Raw genomic sequence first — 16,101 nt, 5'->3', positions numbered from 1 at the left:
AATACTTTATAGCGATAAAATAATAATTATCCTTAAATTTACTTTAAAATCTTGTCTATGGAAATTTTAAAAAACAAAACCACACTGCAAAATTACATTGAAAGGCAGAAAGAAATGGGTAAAAAAATTGGCTTTGCCCCAACAATGGGCGCACTTCATGAAGGTCACATGTCTCTTTATAAAGCGGCAAAAGCAGAGAATGATTTAGTGATTTCATCCATTTTTGTAAATCCCACACAATTTAATAACGTGAGTGATTTGGCAAAATATCCACGTACTTTAGATTTTGATATAAAACAATTAGAAGCCTCGGGCAATGTAGATGCACTTTACATCCCAGAAATAAAAGATATTTACCCGAAACAGACCGAAAGCAAGCAATATAATTTCGATGGAATAGAGTTGGAAATGGAAGGCAAATTCCGTCCTGGCCATTTTGATGGCGTGGCTACAGTGATAGAAGAACTCTTTAAGCAAGTACGGCCAGACCAAGCGTATTTTGGCGAAAAAGATTTTCAACAATTGGCTATTATAAAAAAATTAGTTGAAAAATTGCATTTACCTATCAAAATTCATGGCGTTGCTATTTACAGAAATAATGGCGGTTTAGCATTAAGTTCTAGAAACGAAAGGTTAAGTTCTCACCAAAAAAAAGAAGCCACACTTTTGTACGAAACATTAGTGAAAGTAAATGAATGGTTTAGAATAATTACCATTCCCGAAATAAATTCTCGAGTAGAAGAAATATTTCATCACGCGTCGGGTATGGAGTTAGAATATTTCACTATTGCTGACGAAGAAACACTGAAAGAAACCGATTTTTTCTATAAAGACAAATCGTACCGCGCATTTTTAGTCGTTAATGTAGGCGATGTGAGATTGATTGATAATATGCATTTGGACTAAAAAAAAGACCTTGAAAAAATAAAAAGCTTTCCTATTACGAGAAAGCTTTTTTTAAACCAAATCACCAAATATGTTATGAAAATTTACTCGCGTAAATTGTGACCCGGCTGGGATTCGAACCCAGGACCCATACATTAAAAGTGTATTGCTCTACCAGCTGAGCTACCGAGTCGGGAATGTTAATAATTTTGATAATTATTGGTAATTTTTTTAATAAAAATTATATCGCTCTGTGCCTGCGACTGGACTCGAACCAGCACATCCATAGGAAACCACCCCCTCAAGATGGCGTGTCTACCAATTTCACCACACAGGCAAAAAAAACCGTCTCGTTAAGCAAATAACTAGACGGAAACTTCTTGTTATTGTGACCCGGCTGGGATTCGAACCCAGGACCCATACATTAAAAGTGTATTGCTCTACCAGCTGAGCTACCGAGTCTTTACTACAAGCATAAATGCTTTTATTAAAGTGGTGCAAAGATAAGAGTTTTTTTAAAATCTCAAAATTTTTTAAGTAATTTGTATAAAATAAAAATATGATTATTTCCCTACTTGGTTACATGGGTTCTGGTAAAACACACATTTCCAAAAATTTAAGTGTAAAAACAAATTATAAATTAATAGATTTAGATGAAGAAATAATTCGAAAAAATCAAAAAAGCATCTCCGAAATCTTCGCAGATAGGGGCGAAATCTATTTTAGAAAGCAAGAAAAAGAAATTTTAGATGAAATTTTAGCCAAATCTGAAGATATTATTTTAAGCCTTGGCGGTGGAACGCCTGCTTATTATAACAATATGGAGATGATAAACAAAAAATCCACAAGTATTTATTTGCGTGCTAATATTTCAACTTTAACGGAAAGAATTTTAAAAGAAAAAGAAAAACGACCTTTAATCGCAAAAATTTCCGAGGAAGATTTGCCAGAATATATTGCCAAACATCTATTCGAAAGAAATTTTTTCTACAACCAAGCGCAATTTACAATTTCTACAGATGCTAAATCTGCTGAAGAAATAGTGAATGAAATTGAAAGACTAGTCTTCGTCTAAATTTTCTGTATTAAAAAATTGATCCCAATCATCTACCTCGTCTCCAGATTCTAGATAATCTTCCATTTCGCGGCGGTCTTTTTTGGTTGGTCTGCCTTCGCCTCTATTTCTGTAATAATTTTGGCTGTCTTGGCGCAATTTTAATAAATCTAATTGCTCTTTTGCAGTAATATCTTTTATGTGAAGCGGCACTAATTTTGCGCCAATTCTGCTTTTTGGGAGCGCCAAGACTTTGATTTTATAATCTATTTGATTTTTTCTAATGGTAATTTCGTCGCCAATTTTCACTTCTTTAGATGTTTTTACTTTCGCATCTCCTATCGAAACGCGGTTTTTCTTAATTTCTTCGGACGCCAGCGTTCTCGTTTTATAAAATCGAATGCTCCATAAAAATTTATCTATTCTCATATCTTTTTTTTACTTTTGCAGAGTTATAATAATGTAGCAATTTAATCATTAAATATAAAATGAAGAAAATAATATTTGGTTTTGCAGTTCTAGCTTTGGCATTAAGTTCTTGTAAAAATGATACGACAACTCCTGTTACAGCGGTAGTTTATGACGCGGCAACGCAGAATAAATATGATGACGAGGCTGCACAAAAATTTTTAAATGATTATTATTTGGATTCTCGTGGAAATATAAAACCATTTACAACTACTGACGTACCAAGTGCAACAAAAGTAAAATTAGCAGATTTAAATCCTGTTACTCTACCTTCAGGGGTTATTTATATTATGAGAGAGGGCGCACAACCCACACCTGGAACTGATATTGGAAGCACAGATGTTATAAGATTAATGTCAAACACTTTAACTTATCAGGCTACAGATACCAATAATGTAGTTGAGTTCACGTCCCCTCAAACATTTAGAAATGGTGTATCTGGAACTGGTGTACCAGAAGTAGATCCTGGTTATTACTACACAAAACAATCTGTTGTAGATGCTGGAACAGTAAAATCTCACAGTTATTACGAGATTGAAGGTTTTGGTGAAGCATTAAGAAAATTTAAAGCCTACAATATCCCGGATTCTGATAATTATAATTTACAAGGGGTCATAATAGTACCTTCCAGAGATGCTTTTGGTAAAGATCCACATTTTAATTATACCGGCTATAGTTTAAACGATCGTTCTTTTGTCTTTAATTTTCAAGTTTATAAAACTGAAACTAGACCAACGCCGTAGTAATTACTGAAATATTTCTTTCACAATTTCTAGCGAAACCGGAATTTTGAAATTTTCAATATGAAATTGATAGTAAATGAGCAGAGAATTTAGCAATTCTCTGCTTTTGTTTTTGGGAATCTGCAAGGTATAATCTCCATTAGTTTCCAAAATTGTTTTCCAAATTTTAGATATTTCTGAATTAAAATTCTGGTGAGACAGTTGATTGCTAAAAGCACCTGTTTCTAAATCTAAAAAATCTCCCTGAACAAGAAGTGGCGCGTAACCCAGAAGTTGCAATATTTTAAATAAAAATATGAGGTGGGCTTGCAAATTACCCGCTTTTACTTCAAAAATAAATAATTCTATCTCTCGGTAAATTAAATTTTGTGCATTTTCGTTTTTTAAAACTTGATTTAAAAAATCTGCTGTAAAAAATAAAATCGACGCCGTTTTTACGTTAAAATCTGTACTTCCAGAGCCTACTTTTTCTATTTGATTTAAGAGTTGAAGAGCAGTTGATTTACGTTTTAAATTTAGATCTAAATAAAGTTCTGCTAGCGGCGTAAGCAAGGCTTTTTTTTTATTTTTTGAAGCATAGATTCCGCGGAGATAAAAACTTTCAAAACCTTCATTATTGGTAAAACAATGAAGAATTGCATCATTGTCCCCAAATTTCAAATAAGATAACAGAAAGCCTTTCTTTTTGGTCATTTTATTTTAATTCACCACGGCAATTTTTGCAGTAGCAGTGTCTGTACCATCTTCATTGGTCATCAAAACAAAATAAATACCAGAAGCAACTCTGCGACCACGTTGGTTATTTAGATCCCACTCATAAGAACCACCTCTTGCAACGGCTGAGTGCACTAGATTTCCCGCAGCATCAGTTATTCTGATATTTGTTTTTTCCGCTAAACCACGAATTTTTACATTGCCTTTATAATTGGCATAAACTACTGGGTTTGGATAGACTAAAACGTCGCCGAAATTAGACGTAACATTTACTGCATCGCCTTGGTACACTACGATGCCATCAAGTGTCACAAAATATACTTTTCCTGTTTTTTTATCGACTTTTATATCTGTAACACTATCGGTAGGAAGTGGTGAATTGGCTTTGGTAAAATGCTCAAAAGTTTGTTGCCCATCATCACTCAGGTAAAAAACGCCACCGCCATCAACAGAAACCCATTTCTGGTTTCCAGAATCTACTTCAATTTGCAACACCGTATTATCCCGAAATAATTCCTCTGGAATTCCGTTTTGCTCAATTACAATATCTTCAGTTTGTGGAGAATCTGCGGTAATTGCATCTTTTGGGTTTTGCAAAATTCTTAAACCGCCTCTACTTCCAATCCACAAATCGTCATTATTATCCAAAACAGCACTTACAGTTCCATTTATAGGCAAATTATTACTTTTAGTTAATATTTTAAAAACATCATCACTTGCATTTGAAGCTGTGTTTTTATAATCGTAAATCACCATTCCTCCTGTATCGCCATAAGGTTCAGGAGCGTAAAGCACGCCATCTTTCGCAAATGGTTTTTGCATTCCCCCTGTTCCTACGGTGTTTAATAGACTGAAATTATCTGCCGCAGCATTATAAACATAAATAGCAGAACCTCCAGCAGTATTATCAATCGATTTGGTCACAAACATTTGATTATTTTCATCAAAAGTTATCCCGATAGATCTTTTGTAAAAAGGTCCTAGAGAATAATCATCATATTTTTTCACAAAAACACCATCCTGCATTTTATAGATTCCTTTATTTGTGGTAAATGTATAGTTGGTAAAAAATACTTCGCCGGGTTTGCTAGGGTTTGGCGCAACGTCTAAAATATTATAAAGATTTCCATTGCCAATAAACATTTGTGGATATTTCCACTTTGTGCCATCAAAATGATAGTAGCCTACGCCATTATAAATCGCATTATTATAATTATCTCTACTACCAGTTGACACATAAATTTCATCATTTAATAAAGATATTTTGTAGGAAATATTAGAGTAAGGTCCATCTGGTTTGTAAGGCTGCAAACTTTCATCAAAAATACCAGATAATTTTGTACCTGTATAAATTTGGTTTTGAAACTGTATTGCAGTATTTACATTTTCATTAATTGCAATAGATTTCTCTAAAACACCAGTATCCGAATATCGAGAGACTTTTTGCCCGTCCGCAATTATAACTTTACCACCAGTTGAAGTAATATCTTTTAAGGCCCCAATTCCGGTTAAAAAACTACTAAAAGTATTGCCACTTCCTTTGAATACTTGCGTTGCGTTTCCAACATAAATATCATTATCTGCTGAAATTTGGGTGAAATTACCAGAAATTGGTGTGGCCCAAGAACTAAAAATTGGGAATGTTACATTCATCTCGTGAGACCTCAAACCTGTTGATGTTGCCGTATAAACTACGTTATCTTTAATAACCGATTCATTTGCCGCCGTGTAAACACCGCCATTACTGAAAAATGAAGTATCTGCAAATTCTCTTTTATCTAATTTAAAAATAGAAACACCATACCCAACAGATACTACAGCATCATTACCAGAAATTGATATGTGATTTATTTTTTTTGTACCCGTGTAGCCAGTTGCAATAGGAATATCTACTATTAAAAAAATACCATCTGGCGTTATAACATCTAAAGCACCAGAAACATAACCTACCAATCCTATTTTTGTAACAGGATTATAATCAAAAGCGGATATTTTAACGTCATGCAAACCGTTCGCTTTTGATAATTTTTTCACTTCACCCGAAGAAGGAGTGTAATAGAAAATACCGTTTTCTGTTGCTGCAATAATTTTGTCTGTGTCTTCGCGCATTACCAAGACATTATTGTAAGAAAACAAATCGCTCCATTTTCCCGAAGAAATTATTTGACTTTTAATTAAACTTAATCCGAAGATTAAGCAAAAAAGAATTAATTTTTTTTTCATAAATATTATACCAAAATATGTTCGTCTATCACCTGATTATTCCACGCGATATTTTGTATTTTTCTATTATCATCAAAGTAATAATCTAATCGTCCTAAAAGCAAACCCGCCCATCCTACTTGATTTACCAGCACATTTTTATCATTTTTATTTTTAAAAACTTCTGGCTCTTTAAAAAAAGTGTGCGTATGCCCGCCTAAAATTAAATCTATATTTTCGGTTTGCGCAACTAATTTTTTATCACAAATTTTCTTCGCATCATTTTCATATTCGTAGCCAATATGTGAAAGGCAAATTACCAAATCACATTTTTTTTCATTTTTTAAAAAATCTGCGTAATGATTAGAAATTTCAACTGGATCCAAATATTTGGTTTCGCCATAATTTTTTTTGCCGACTAAACCTTCCAATTCTACACCAAGCCCAAACAAGCCAACTTTTATACCCTTTTTGTCTAAAATTTTGTACGGAATTGTTTGCCCGTCTAAAATAGTGTTTTTAAAATCATAATTAGAGCAAATAAACGGAAATTTTGCATTAGGTTGTACTTTCAGGAAACCTTCCAAGCCATTATCAAAATCATGATTTCCCAAAGTTGAGGCTTCGTATCCCATCATGCTCATTAATCGAAATTCTAATTCGCCCCCGAAAAAATTAAAATAAGGCGTTCCTTGAAACGTATCGCCAGAATCTACCAAAAGTACGTTGCTTTCTTTATTTCTAATGCTTTCTATTAAACTTGCACGTCTTGCAAAACCGCCTTGGTTTGGGTTCTTGGTATAAGATGCATCGAAGGGCTCAATTCTGCTGTGTTGATCATTGGTGTGCAAAATCGTGAGTTTACGCAGTGTTTTTTTATTTAAAAAAGTTGGATTTTGCGCCATCAAAATATTAGGTGCTAAAGCCGCAACTAAAGTTCCGCCAGAAATGGTTTTAATAAAAGTTTTTCTATTCATTACCTTCTACTTTTTTATTTTTTAAAACTAACTCTTACATCTTCTGGAGCAGAAACTTCAGGATTTTCTTTAAATTTTTCTACAAATAAATCCCGTAATTTAATGCCGGTCGAAATCATCTCTCCTTTTTTAAAAAAAACCATATTATCGCCTCCAAAAGCTAAATAATCTGAAGTTGCAATATAATAGTCTTTGCTGGGATCTATTTTTTCTCCATTAATGCTCTCCTTCGTAATTTTGCCCGCTTCTGTTTCTATAAAAAGATGCGAAACTGGATTGTTTTTTTGTGTTTTCGCATAATAATCAAACAAGCCTTGCAAATCCGAACCTTTCAGTTTCATGATTACTACTTCATTTTCAAAAGGCATCACTTCAAAAACATGGCGAAGTAAAATATTGCCCTTGCCAATTGTAGAACGTATTCCTCCAATATTTATTACAGCAGCATCCACCGCAGGTTTATTATTTTTTTTTGCCCACTCGGCCGCACCTTCAAAGGTATAATCTGCCAAAAGATTTCCCAAATTACTATTTTCTCCATTCTTTGTAAGATCCACTTTTGTATGAGAAATTACGGCATTCATGGTTGCTGCTAATTTCTTTTTGTATGGCGCAATCACAGCATCAAACGCTGGATCATCTTTTAACTCTGACGAAATAATGTGATTGCTTTCTGTGTGAACCTTTGCCACTCCTATTTTCGCTCTGCACGAGAATAAAAGAAGGGACGAAAATACGATCAGAAAAATTTTAGACTTCATATTTTGAAATAAATTTTGAAGCAAATATAAAATAAGTTCAACAAATAACACCGAAATCTTTAATTAATGAAAACCTATTTTTTCAGTTGCTACTTTGCAAAATTTATAAAAAAGCGAGAAATATACTTTGCAGAAGTTTTGATTGTTTAAAATTCATTAAAACTCGGCTTCTATCTGAAGTTATTTTTGAGTTTAAGAAAATACTTTTCGTAATATTCGTAAGAAAAACCCGCCAATAATAAAGTTAAAAATATAACGCTAAGCAAGTATGTAAAAATATAAATAGCTGGCGATGGAAAAGAATTAAAATGTATTTTTAAAATAAAAAAGAATACGATTTGTATCGCTATTGCATGATACATATAAATACCGTAAGAAATTTTCCCTAAATAATTCAACTGTCTATTTCGGATTATAAATAACGGTTTTACACTAATGCTATGCAAGAAGAACGCGAATAAAATACTGCTGTAAAGATCATAAACAATATCATTTCTAAAGACAAACCAATTTGTAGTGAAATAAAGAATTAAGAGGATAGAAAGCAGATATTTTACAAATTTTGGAAGTATAATCTTATCCGATAAAATTGAAATGAGACCACTAATGGTAAAGAAAAAAAACACCATGCTAAACGCTTGCAGAAAAGGAAAGATATTGCTAAAAAAAACGAAGCCATACAAAATCGAAAAAACGATTAATATTTTCCTTATATTTTTAAACCATAAGAATAAAGGCGCAATAAAAAGGTAAAATTGTTCTTCAATACCAATAGACCATAATATTTCTAAAATCCCACCTGGATGATAAATAGCAGCCAAGATATTTGGTAAGAAAAAAATGCCCAATGCAATGGCATTAAACAAAGGGTAATCTGATTTAAAATCATACCCTAAATGCGGCAAAATAAACTGATAGTATAACAAACCAACAATAAAAACCAAATAGTAGAGCGGAAAAATTCTTAAAATACGGCGCATATAAAAATTTTTCAAAACAATTTTTCCCTTGTTTACTCTTTCGTCATAAAGATTTCTAATGATTAAAAAGCCACTCAAAGAAAAAAAAAGATAAACCGCTTCTGTTCCCTTTTGAAAAAAAGCGGCATCATAATAAAAAGGAACACCTCTATTTTCAGCAAATTTAGGTACATGAAAAAGAACTACTAGCAAAGCCAAAAAAAATCGCAGTGGATTGAGATTAGGAAGAATACGATTCAAAAGATAATTATTTAAACAAATATATAAAAATTACTTTTTTCATCTTATTAATTATTTCCGTTTACAGTGAATTTTAAACTAAAAAAATCACTAATTTTGAGCAAAATTTTTAAATAAAATGAATACTTTAAAAGGTGTAGGTGTTGCGCTTGTAACGCCATTTAACGAAGATTTATCAGTAGATTTTGATTCATTAACCAAACTAATCAATTACAATATTGAAAACGGCACCAATTATTTGGTGGCTTTGGGAACAACCGCAGAAGCGGCAACTTTGAATTCTGAAGAAAAAAAGGCCGTAGTTGAACACATTATTAAAATTAATGATAAAAGAATTCCTTTAGTTTTAGGCATTGGCGGCAATAATACAATGGAAATAAAACGCCAAATAGAAAACACAGATTTATCTGCCTTTGAAGCCGTGCTTTCTGTATCTCCATATTACAACAAACCCAATCAGGAAGGTCTATATCAACATTATGCTATGCTCGCAAGTACCGGAAAAAATATTATTATTTACAACGTGCCAGGAAGAACTGGGCAAAATGTGGAAGCTTCAACAACTTTACGTTTGGCGAATGATTTTCCTAATTTGATTATGATAAAAGAAGCGGCACCAAATATTTTGCAATATTTTGATATTTTGAGACAAAAAAATGAAAAATTTCAGTTGGTTTCTGGCGATGATGAATTGGCACTTCCGACCACTTTGGCGGGCGGAAATGGCGTAATTTCAGTTATTGGGCAGGCTTACCCTAAAGAATTTTCTACCATGATACAATTGGCGTTTGAAAGAAAAGTAGATGAAGCCTACAAAATCCATAATTCCTTGGTTGAAATTACACGTTTGATTTTCGCCGAAGGAAACCCGTGTGGCGTGAAAACGATTTTAGCAGAAAAAGGCTTGGTTAAAAATAATTTGAGATTGCCTTTGGTAAAAGCATCTGAAGGATTGCAAGAAAAAATTAAAGCAGAAATGCTAAAAATTTAATCGCAAGGACGCAAAAAAAATTATCAAATTGAAAATATTTTAAGGCGCAAGGTAAATATTAGTCTAAATTTAAAAACTTGCGCCTTTGCATTTAAATGAAACAGATTTATAATTAATATTAACCTTGCGCCTTTATTGCTAAAAATAATCAAAAATTTGCGGATTGCAAGAAAAAATTAAAGCAGAAATGCTAAAAATTTAATCGCAAGGACGCAAAAAAATTATCAAATTGAAAATATTTTAAGGCGCAAGGTAAATATTAGTCTAAATTTAAAAACTTGCGCCTTTGCGTTTAAATGAAACAGATTTATAATTAATATTAACCTTGCGCCTTTATTGCTAAAAATAATCAGAAAATTGCGCCTTTGCGTTTAAATGAAACAGATTTATAACCAATATTAAACTTGTGCCCTTATTGCTAAAAATAATCAAAAACTTGCGCCTTTGCGTTTATATAACTAATATTAACCTTGCGCCTTCGTTCCCCAAAATAATCAGAAAATTGCGCCTTTGCGTTTAAATAAAACAGATTTATAACCAATATTAAACTTGTGCCCTTATTGCTAAAAATAATCAAAAAATCGCGCCTTTGCGTTTAAATAAAACAGATTTATAACCAATATTAAACTTGTGCCCTTATTGCTAAAAATAATCAAAAAATCGCGCCTTTGCGTTTAAACCTCCAAAGAATATTTATGACCATAGAGAAAGCCACTGAAAGCGAAATTCCATTAATCCGTGAAATAGCAGAAACTTCTTGGCGCGCCAATTACAAAGGAATAATTTCTAGCGAACAGATTGATTATATGCTAGATTTGATGTATTCTGAAAAGGAAATAAAATCTCAATTTCAAAATCCGAATTACCACTATTATTTTATGAGAGAAAAAGAAAAAACGGTTGGCATAATGGGTTTTGAAAATAATTATGAAGAAGGCAGCACAAAACTGCATCGCATCTATCTTTTAAAGGAAACCAAAGGCAAAGGTTTCGGAAAACATGCTTTAAATTTTTTGAAAAATGAGGTTGAAAAATTTGGCAACAAACGCATTATTTTAAATGTGAACAAAGAAAATCCTGCCATTAATTTCTACAAATCCCAAGGTTTTTCAACGTATGAAGAAGGTGTTTTTGATATTGGCGGCGGTTTTGTGATGGATGATTTTTTAATGGAATTTATAATTTAACAAAAAAAAATGCCGCACTTATTTCTAAGAGCGGCACCTTCACATAACATTAAAAAACTATGAAAACTATGGCATCAACACGGTGTCAATCACGTGTATCACACCATTAGATTGGTTAACATCTGCAATGGTAACTTTTGCTTTGTTCCCTTTCATATCAGAAACGTAAATGTTTTTTCCTTTCATCCAAAATGTTAAATCTTCACCTTGCACAGTTTTAGCGACGTATTTACCGTTTCCTTTTTTAATCCAAGCGGCTAATTCTTTAGAAGAAATTCTTCCTGGGACTACATGGTAAGTAAGAATTGAAGTAAGAAGTGCTTTGTTTTCTGGTTTCAAAACTGTTTCTACAGTTCCTTTTGGCAATTTTGCGAAAGCCTCATTTGTTGGCGCAAAAACTGTGAATGGCCCTTTACTTTCTAAAGTTTCTACCAAACCTGCGGCTTTTACAGCAGCAACTAGTGTGGTGTGATCTTTAGAGTTTACTGCGTTTTCAATAATGTTTTTTGTAGGATACATTGCTGCACCGCCCACCATTACTGTTTTTTCTTTTTGCATCATGTTCTGCGCAGAAAGTTGATTTCCAAAACCGAGAGTCATTGTTAATGCTAATGCTGCGGTTGTGATTTTTAAATAGTTCATAATAATTTAAATTAAGTTGATAAAATATATTGTTAATTTGTGTTGTTATAAATTACGACGTAAAGTTTTTTTTAGATTTATTTTTTTTCAATTTTTTTATCAGGCACAAATTCTAAAGAAATAGAATTCATGCAATATCTTTTTTTATTGGCCGTTGGGCCATCATCAAACAAATGCCCTAAATGCGCATCGCATCTGCCACATCTTACTTCCGTTCTTAGCATTCCCAAAGAATAATCTTTTTTGTAAACAACAGACTTCGGACGAATAGTTTCAAAAAAACTTGGCCATCCACACGTGGAAGAAAATTTTGCATCAGATTTGAATAAAGCATTTCCACAAACCGCACAATAATAGGTGCCAATACCATCGAAATCATTATACTTACCAGTATATGCCATTTCTGTATTATTTTTTCTGGCAACGGCGTACAGATTTTTATTTAAGACTTTTTTCCACTGTGCATCTGTTACATGTAATATTGAAGTATCTGTGCGGGAATAAAAAGGATTTATTAACTTTCTACCGTTTACTTCTTGTATTTTCTGGGCAGAAAAATTTTGAATAGGTAAAGAAGTTATAAGAACTACAGCCGCAGTTTTTAGTATGTTTAGTTTCATTTAATAAGATTTAGTAAAAATATTTACGAAAAAATGGCAAAAAAAGATTTTTTTCAAAAAAAATTAATTTATATTTGAACCGCAATAAATATTTTGAATAAACAGAAGATTTCAACGGAAGAATTAGTATCTATGCTAAAAAGCAGAGATGAAAACGGATTTAATTATCTCTATGATAATTATTCCGGTGCTTTATATGGTATCATAATTAAAGTGCTTACTTATAAGGAAGAAACCAATGAAGTTTTGCAAGATGTATTTGTAAAAATCTGGAATTCTATAAATTCTTTTGACGAAAACAAAGGCAGTCTTTACACTTGGATGCTGAATATTGCAAGGAATGCAGCAATAGATAAAGTGAAATCTAAATCTTTCAGAAACGATTTAAAAAACCAAAGCATTCCTGATTTCGTAAATGACAGTAAATCGCTTTCAACAGAACAGAAGCATGAATTTAATGAAGTTCAAAATATTGTAAACACGCTTCGGGACGATTATAAAGTTATTATTAATAAGTCATATTTCGGTGGATATACCCAAGAAGAAATTTCAGATGATCTGGGAATTCCTTTAGGTACCGTAAAAACGCGAAGTAGGGCCGCTATAAAAGAGTTAAGAGAATTGTTGAAAGGTTTTAAACACAATATATAAAAAAGTGGATATTAAAACTTACATATCATCCGGTATTATTGAAGAATACGCTTTAGGAGTTCTTTCGCAGGAAGAGGCTTCTATTTTAGAGTGCATTATGAAAAATAATTTAGAAGTAAAAAACGCCGTTTTAGAAGCGCAAAATACTTTTGAACAATTAGCTGATGCCGAAGCCGTAGAACCGCCTTCAGAATTAAAATCACAAATTTTTGCGAAATTAGATTTTGCAAAACCAGTTGAAAACACAAGCCAATCGACTGAAAAAGAAACCGTTATCACACCAATTATTCCATTAAATAAAAAATATGAAGGAAGTAATTTTTCAAAATTTGCCTTGGTTGCCGCATCTTTACTTTTATTGGCAAGTTTGGGATATAACATATACACCGGCCAAAACCAAAAACAAGAATTGGCAAAATTAGCAACTAACAACACTATTTTAACGAATCAAGTTTCAGAGCTTAAAAGTCAAAATAACTTGATGTTAAATTCCAGAAATATCAAATTAAATGGCGTTGCATCACACCCAGGAATGCTTGCAAATGTTTATTGGGATACATCTAAAAAAGTATATTTAAAAGTTAATAATATGCCAAGCGCACCAAAAGGACAGCAATACCAACTTTGGGCGATTGTAGATGGAAAACCTGTTAGTGCAGGTATGTTTGACGGAAACCATCCAGATCAAATTCAATCTATGGCGGTTATTGATAAAGCACAAGCATTTGCCATTACTTTAGAAAAAGCAGGTGGCGTAGATTCGCCAACCATGGAAAATATGATGGTAATGGGAACAACCTAATTAAGATTAAGAAATTTTTCCCCATTTATTTTTCGCTTTGTATTGTTTTACATAAAAATTTTTCAAAGAAATATGACTCGCATCGGTTAGTTGCGGGTCTTTTTTTAGTATTTTTTCTACAATATCTTTGGATGCTTTGATGATTTTTCCATCATTTACTAAGTCCAATTTTTTAAAATCTACCACGCCACTTTGCTGCGTTCCAAGAATGTCGCCTGGGCCGCGAAGTTCCATATCGACTTCAGAAATTTTGAAACCATCGTTAGTTTCGCACATCGTTTTGATGCGTTTTCGGCTTTCGTTGGTGAGTTTATCCGAAGTCATTAAAATACAATAACTCTGTTCCGCGCCGCGTCCTACTCTACCACGAAGTTGATGTAATTGCGACAAACCAAATCTTTCGGCACTTTCAATTACCATTACCGATGCATTCGGCACATTTACGCCGACTTCAATTACGGTAGTTGCGACCATTAAATTGGCGTTTCCACTTGCGAAATATTGCATTGCAGCGTCTTTTTCAGCAGGTTTCATTTTGCCGTGAAGCATTGTGGTATTAAAATCTGGATTTGGGAAATATTCTGAAACACGCTCAAAACCTTCCATTAAATTTCTATAATCTAAAGTTTCAGATTCTTCGATTAACGGATAAACGAAATAAATTTGCCGCCCTTTTTTTATTTCATCTTTGCAAAAATTATATACAAAAGCACGGTCTTTTTCTCGGCGATGCGCGGTGATAATTTCCTTTCTTCCAACTGGCATTTCATCAATCACAGACACTTCCAAATCGCTGTAAAAACTCATCGCTAAAGTCCTCGGAATGGGTGTTGCAGTCATCACCAAAATATGTGGCGGAATTTTATTTTTTGCCCAAAGTTTCGCTCTCTGCGCCACGCCAAAACGGTGTTGCTCATCAATAATGGCTAAACCTAAATTTTTAAACTGAACAATGTCTTCCAAAACAGCGTGCGTCCCGATTAAAATAGAAAGTTCGCCGCTTAATAAATCTTCATGGATTATTTTTCTTTCCGATTTTTTTGTGGAACCCGTTAATAATTTTACTTTAATGTTTGTTTCTTTTAAAAGTTCTGAAATCCCATTAAAATGTTGTTGCGCTAGAATTTCCGTTGGCGCCATTAAACAAGATTGAAAACCATTATCTAAAACCAAAAGCATCGCCAATAAAGCCACCATCGTTTTCCCAGAACCTACGTCACCTTGCAGCAAACGGTTCATTTGGATGGGCTTTGCTAAATCTTTTTTAATTTCCTTTAAAACTTTTTTTTGCGCGCCAGTTAATTCAAAAGGTAAATATTTAGCATAAAAATCATTGAAATTTTCACCCACTTTCGGCATCGGATTTCCGACTGAATGGCTTTTATGATATTGCTTTTTTAAACCATAACTTAACTGGAAAAAGAAGGCTTCTTCAAACTTCAATCTTCGTTCTGCAGCCTGAAAATGTTCTAAATCTTTAGGGAAATGAATATTGAAATATGCCGCTTGTCTCGACATTAATTTTAAATCATTAATTAAATAATTCGGCAGATTTTCATTAATTAAATTGGGCATTTCTACCATTAAATTTTTCATGACTTGCACAAAAAACTTTTGATTTAAACCGCGTTTTACCAGTTTTTCAGAACTAGGATAAATTGGTCTTAAACGAACTTCGGTTTCTTTTTTTTCTTCAATTTCAATTTCGGGATGCGCCATTGAAAAAGTGTTATTAAACAAAGTGACTTTACCAAAAATGAAAATTTCTTTATTAATGGGGATTTGCTCTTTCATCCATTTAGAATATCGAAACCAAACCAAATCCATCGTGCCAGTTTCATCTTGAAATTTTCCTGCGAGACGTTTGATTTTTCCCGAAGAAATTTCTTGTAATTCGGTGATTCTACCTTTTAACTGAACATCTGGCAAATCTTCTAATAAATCTTTTATTAAATAAACTTTACTCTTATCTAAATATCTGTTTGGATAAAAAGTGAGAAAATCTTCCACAGTCGAAAGTCCCAAAATAGATTTTATAACCTTCGCACGTTCTGCACCGATGCCTTTTAAAAATTCTATGGAAGTGTCGAGATTCAATTATAAATGATTATTGATGGATGATAATTGATATTTAATTTAGAAAATGAAAGTAAGCGAATTTCGGGAATAAAAAAAACTTTGCCA

At 32.9% G+C, this 16,101-nt stretch carries 16 protein-coding genes and 3 tRNA genes; 7 read left to right on the top strand and 12 right to left on the bottom strand.

Translation table 11 applies throughout. From position 1 onward, the window contains the following. The first annotated feature begins 57 nt into the window (after nt 1–57). Nucleotides 58–906 carry a pantoate--beta-alanine ligase gene (panC, locus tag C4S29_RS12080; RefSeq protein ID WP_103914352.1) on the top strand — a complete coding sequence of 283 codons (849 nt, stop codon included), beginning with the start codon at nt 58–60 and terminating at the stop codon, nt 904–906. A 99-nt stretch (nt 907–1,005) separates the two neighbouring features. Here the strand turns inward: panC and C4S29_RS12075 are convergent. The 3 genes from C4S29_RS12075 to C4S29_RS12065 form a co-directional block, all read right to left on the bottom strand. Beyond that, a tRNA-Lys gene (locus tag C4S29_RS12075) sits at nt 1,006–1,078 on the bottom strand. 61 nt (nt 1,079–1,139) lie between these two features. After that, nucleotides 1,140–1,222: transfer RNA gene (locus tag C4S29_RS12070), tRNA-Leu, on the bottom strand. Nucleotides 1,223–1,274: 52 nt separating this feature from the next. Then, a tRNA-Lys gene (locus tag C4S29_RS12065) sits at nt 1,275–1,347 on the bottom strand. 97 nt (nt 1,348–1,444) lie between these two features. Here C4S29_RS12065 and C4S29_RS12060 point away from each other — a divergent pair. After that, on the top strand, nt 1,445–1,960 hold the full coding sequence (locus tag C4S29_RS12060; RefSeq protein ID WP_103914351.1) for a shikimate kinase: 516 nt from the start codon (nt 1,445–1,447) through the stop codon (nt 1,958–1,960). Here C4S29_RS12060 and C4S29_RS12055 read toward each other — a convergent pair. Beyond that, complete coding sequence (locus C4S29_RS12055) at nt 1,946–2,368, bottom strand: RNA-binding S4 domain-containing protein (protein ID WP_103914350.1); 423 nt, start codon at nt 2,366–2,368, stop codon at nt 1,946–1,948. The genes C4S29_RS12060 and C4S29_RS12055 overlap by 15 nt on opposite strands. Before the next feature lie 59 nt (nt 2,369–2,427). Between C4S29_RS12055 and C4S29_RS12050 the strand changes: the two genes are divergently transcribed. Next, nucleotides 2,428–3,150, top strand: a complete 723-nt coding sequence (locus tag C4S29_RS12050; RefSeq protein WP_103914349.1) for a hypothetical protein — start codon at nt 2,428–2,430, stop codon at nt 3,148–3,150. Nucleotides 3,151–3,153: 3 nt separating this feature from the next. Here the strand turns inward: C4S29_RS12050 and recO are convergent, their stop codons facing one another. From recO to C4S29_RS12025, 5 genes are all read right to left on the bottom strand, one after another. Beyond that, nucleotides 3,154–3,843 carry a DNA repair protein RecO gene (gene recO / locus C4S29_RS12045; RefSeq protein ID WP_103914348.1) on the bottom strand — a complete coding sequence of 230 codons (690 nt, stop codon included), beginning with the start codon at nt 3,841–3,843 and terminating at the stop codon, nt 3,154–3,156. A gap of 6 nt (nt 3,844–3,849) precedes the next feature. Further along, entirely contained in the window at nt 3,850–6,087 is a 2,238-nt protein-coding gene (porZ, locus tag C4S29_RS12040) for a type IX secretion system anionic LPS delivery protein PorZ (RefSeq protein ID WP_103914347.1), read from the bottom strand. Between the two features lie 5 nt (nt 6,088–6,092). Next, nucleotides 6,093–7,043 (bottom strand): bifunctional metallophosphatase/5'-nucleotidase, encoded by a 951-nt coding sequence (locus tag C4S29_RS12035; protein ID WP_103914346.1) that lies wholly within the window; start codon nt 7,041–7,043, stop codon nt 6,093–6,095. Between the two features lie 14 nt (nt 7,044–7,057). Then, the gene (locus tag C4S29_RS12030; protein ID WP_103914447.1) at nt 7,058–7,804 is read right to left on the bottom strand and encodes a 5'-nucleotidase C-terminal domain-containing protein; all 747 of its coding nucleotides are present in this window, start codon (nt 7,802–7,804) and stop codon (nt 7,058–7,060) included. A gap of 170 nt (nt 7,805–7,974) precedes the next feature. Continuing rightward, nucleotides 7,975–9,024 (bottom strand): acyltransferase family protein, encoded by a 1,050-nt coding sequence (locus C4S29_RS12025; protein ID WP_159969852.1) that lies wholly within the window; start codon nt 9,022–9,024, stop codon nt 7,975–7,977. Nucleotides 9,025–9,142: 118 nt separating this feature from the next. Here C4S29_RS12025 and dapA point away from each other — a divergent pair, with 118 nt between their 5' ends. Beyond that, complete coding sequence (gene dapA, locus C4S29_RS12020) at nt 9,143–10,015, top strand: 4-hydroxy-tetrahydrodipicolinate synthase (protein ID WP_103914344.1); 873 nt, start codon at nt 9,143–9,145, stop codon at nt 10,013–10,015. Nucleotides 10,016–10,710: 695 nt separating this feature from the next. Next, a complete protein-coding gene (locus C4S29_RS12015) occupies nt 10,711–11,202 on the top strand; it encodes a GNAT family N-acetyltransferase (protein ID WP_103914343.1) in 492 nt (163 codons plus the stop codon). Between the two features lie 66 nt (nt 11,203–11,268). Here C4S29_RS12015 and C4S29_RS12010 read toward each other — a convergent pair whose 3' ends face one another. Continuing rightward, entirely contained in the window at nt 11,269–11,844 is a 576-nt protein-coding gene (locus C4S29_RS12010; RefSeq protein WP_103914342.1) for a fasciclin domain-containing protein, read from the bottom strand. Nucleotides 11,845–11,921: 77 nt separating this feature from the next. Further along, entirely contained in the window at nt 11,922–12,464 is a 543-nt protein-coding gene (msrB, locus tag C4S29_RS12005) for a peptide-methionine (R)-S-oxide reductase MsrB (RefSeq protein ID WP_103914341.1), read from the bottom strand. 93 nt (nt 12,465–12,557) lie between these two features. Between msrB and C4S29_RS12000 the strand changes: the two genes are divergently transcribed. Together C4S29_RS12000 and C4S29_RS11995 are read left to right on the top strand one after the other, a co-directional pair. Then, nucleotides 12,558–13,115 carry an RNA polymerase sigma factor gene (locus C4S29_RS12000; protein ID WP_233740544.1) on the top strand — a complete coding sequence of 186 codons (558 nt, stop codon included), beginning with the start codon at nt 12,558–12,560 and terminating at the stop codon, nt 13,113–13,115. 4 nt (nt 13,116–13,119) lie between these two features. Next, the gene (locus C4S29_RS11995) at nt 13,120–13,917 is read left to right on the top strand and encodes an anti-sigma factor (RefSeq protein ID WP_103914339.1); all 798 of its coding nucleotides are present in this window, start codon (nt 13,120–13,122) and stop codon (nt 13,915–13,917) included. Between the two features lie 6 nt (nt 13,918–13,923). On the opposite strand, the gene recG is transcribed toward C4S29_RS11995, so the two are convergent. Continuing rightward, entirely contained in the window at nt 13,924–16,014 is a 2,091-nt protein-coding gene (recG, locus tag C4S29_RS11990; protein ID WP_103914338.1) for an ATP-dependent DNA helicase RecG, read from the bottom strand. Nucleotides 16,015–16,101: the final 87 nt, after the last annotated feature.

The organism is Halpernia humi (genome assembly GCF_900108025.1).
GTDB lineage: Bacteria > Bacteroidota > Bacteroidia > Flavobacteriales > Weeksellaceae > Halpernia > Halpernia humi.
Note: the sequence above shows the minus strand (reverse complement) of the source record. Positions and strands in the feature narration are given on the sequence as shown.

What these genes read in the sequence shown, in the direction of transcription:
- panC (WP_103914352.1), top strand. Translation starts at nt 58, where the DNA reads ATGGAAATTTTAAAAAACAAAACCACACTGCAAAATTACATTGAAAGG.
- C4S29_RS12060 (WP_103914351.1), top strand. Translation starts at nt 1,445, where the DNA reads ATGATTATTTCCCTACTTGGTTACATGGGTTCTGGTAAAACACACATT.
- C4S29_RS12055 (WP_103914350.1), bottom strand. Translation starts at nt 2,368, where the DNA reads ATGAGAATAGATAAATTTTTATGGAGCATTCGATTTTATAAAACGAGA.
- C4S29_RS12050 (WP_103914349.1), top strand. Translation starts at nt 2,428, where the DNA reads ATGAAGAAAATAATATTTGGTTTTGCAGTTCTAGCTTTGGCATTAAGT.
- recO (WP_103914348.1), bottom strand. Translation starts at nt 3,843, where the DNA reads ATGACCAAAAAGAAAGGCTTTCTGTTATCTTATTTGAAATTTGGGGAC.
- porZ (WP_103914347.1), bottom strand. Translation starts at nt 6,087, where the DNA reads ATGAAAAAAAAATTAATTCTTTTTTGCTTAATCTTCGGATTAAGTTTA.
- C4S29_RS12035 (WP_103914346.1), bottom strand. Translation starts at nt 7,043, where the DNA reads ATGAATAGAAAAACTTTTATTAAAACCATTTCTGGCGGAACTTTAGTT.
- C4S29_RS12030 (WP_103914447.1), bottom strand. Translation starts at nt 7,804, where the DNA reads ATGAAGTCTAAAATTTTTCTGATCGTATTTTCGTCCCTTCTTTTATTC.
- dapA (WP_103914344.1), top strand. Translation starts at nt 9,143, where the DNA reads ATGAATACTTTAAAAGGTGTAGGTGTTGCGCTTGTAACGCCATTTAAC.
- C4S29_RS12015 (WP_103914343.1), top strand. Translation starts at nt 10,711, where the DNA reads ATGACCATAGAGAAAGCCACTGAAAGCGAAATTCCATTAATCCGTGAA.
- C4S29_RS12010 (WP_103914342.1), bottom strand. Translation starts at nt 11,844, where the DNA reads ATGAACTATTTAAAAATCACAACCGCAGCATTAGCATTAACAATGACT.
- msrB (WP_103914341.1), bottom strand. Translation starts at nt 12,464, where the DNA reads ATGAAACTAAACATACTAAAAACTGCGGCTGTAGTTCTTATAACTTCT.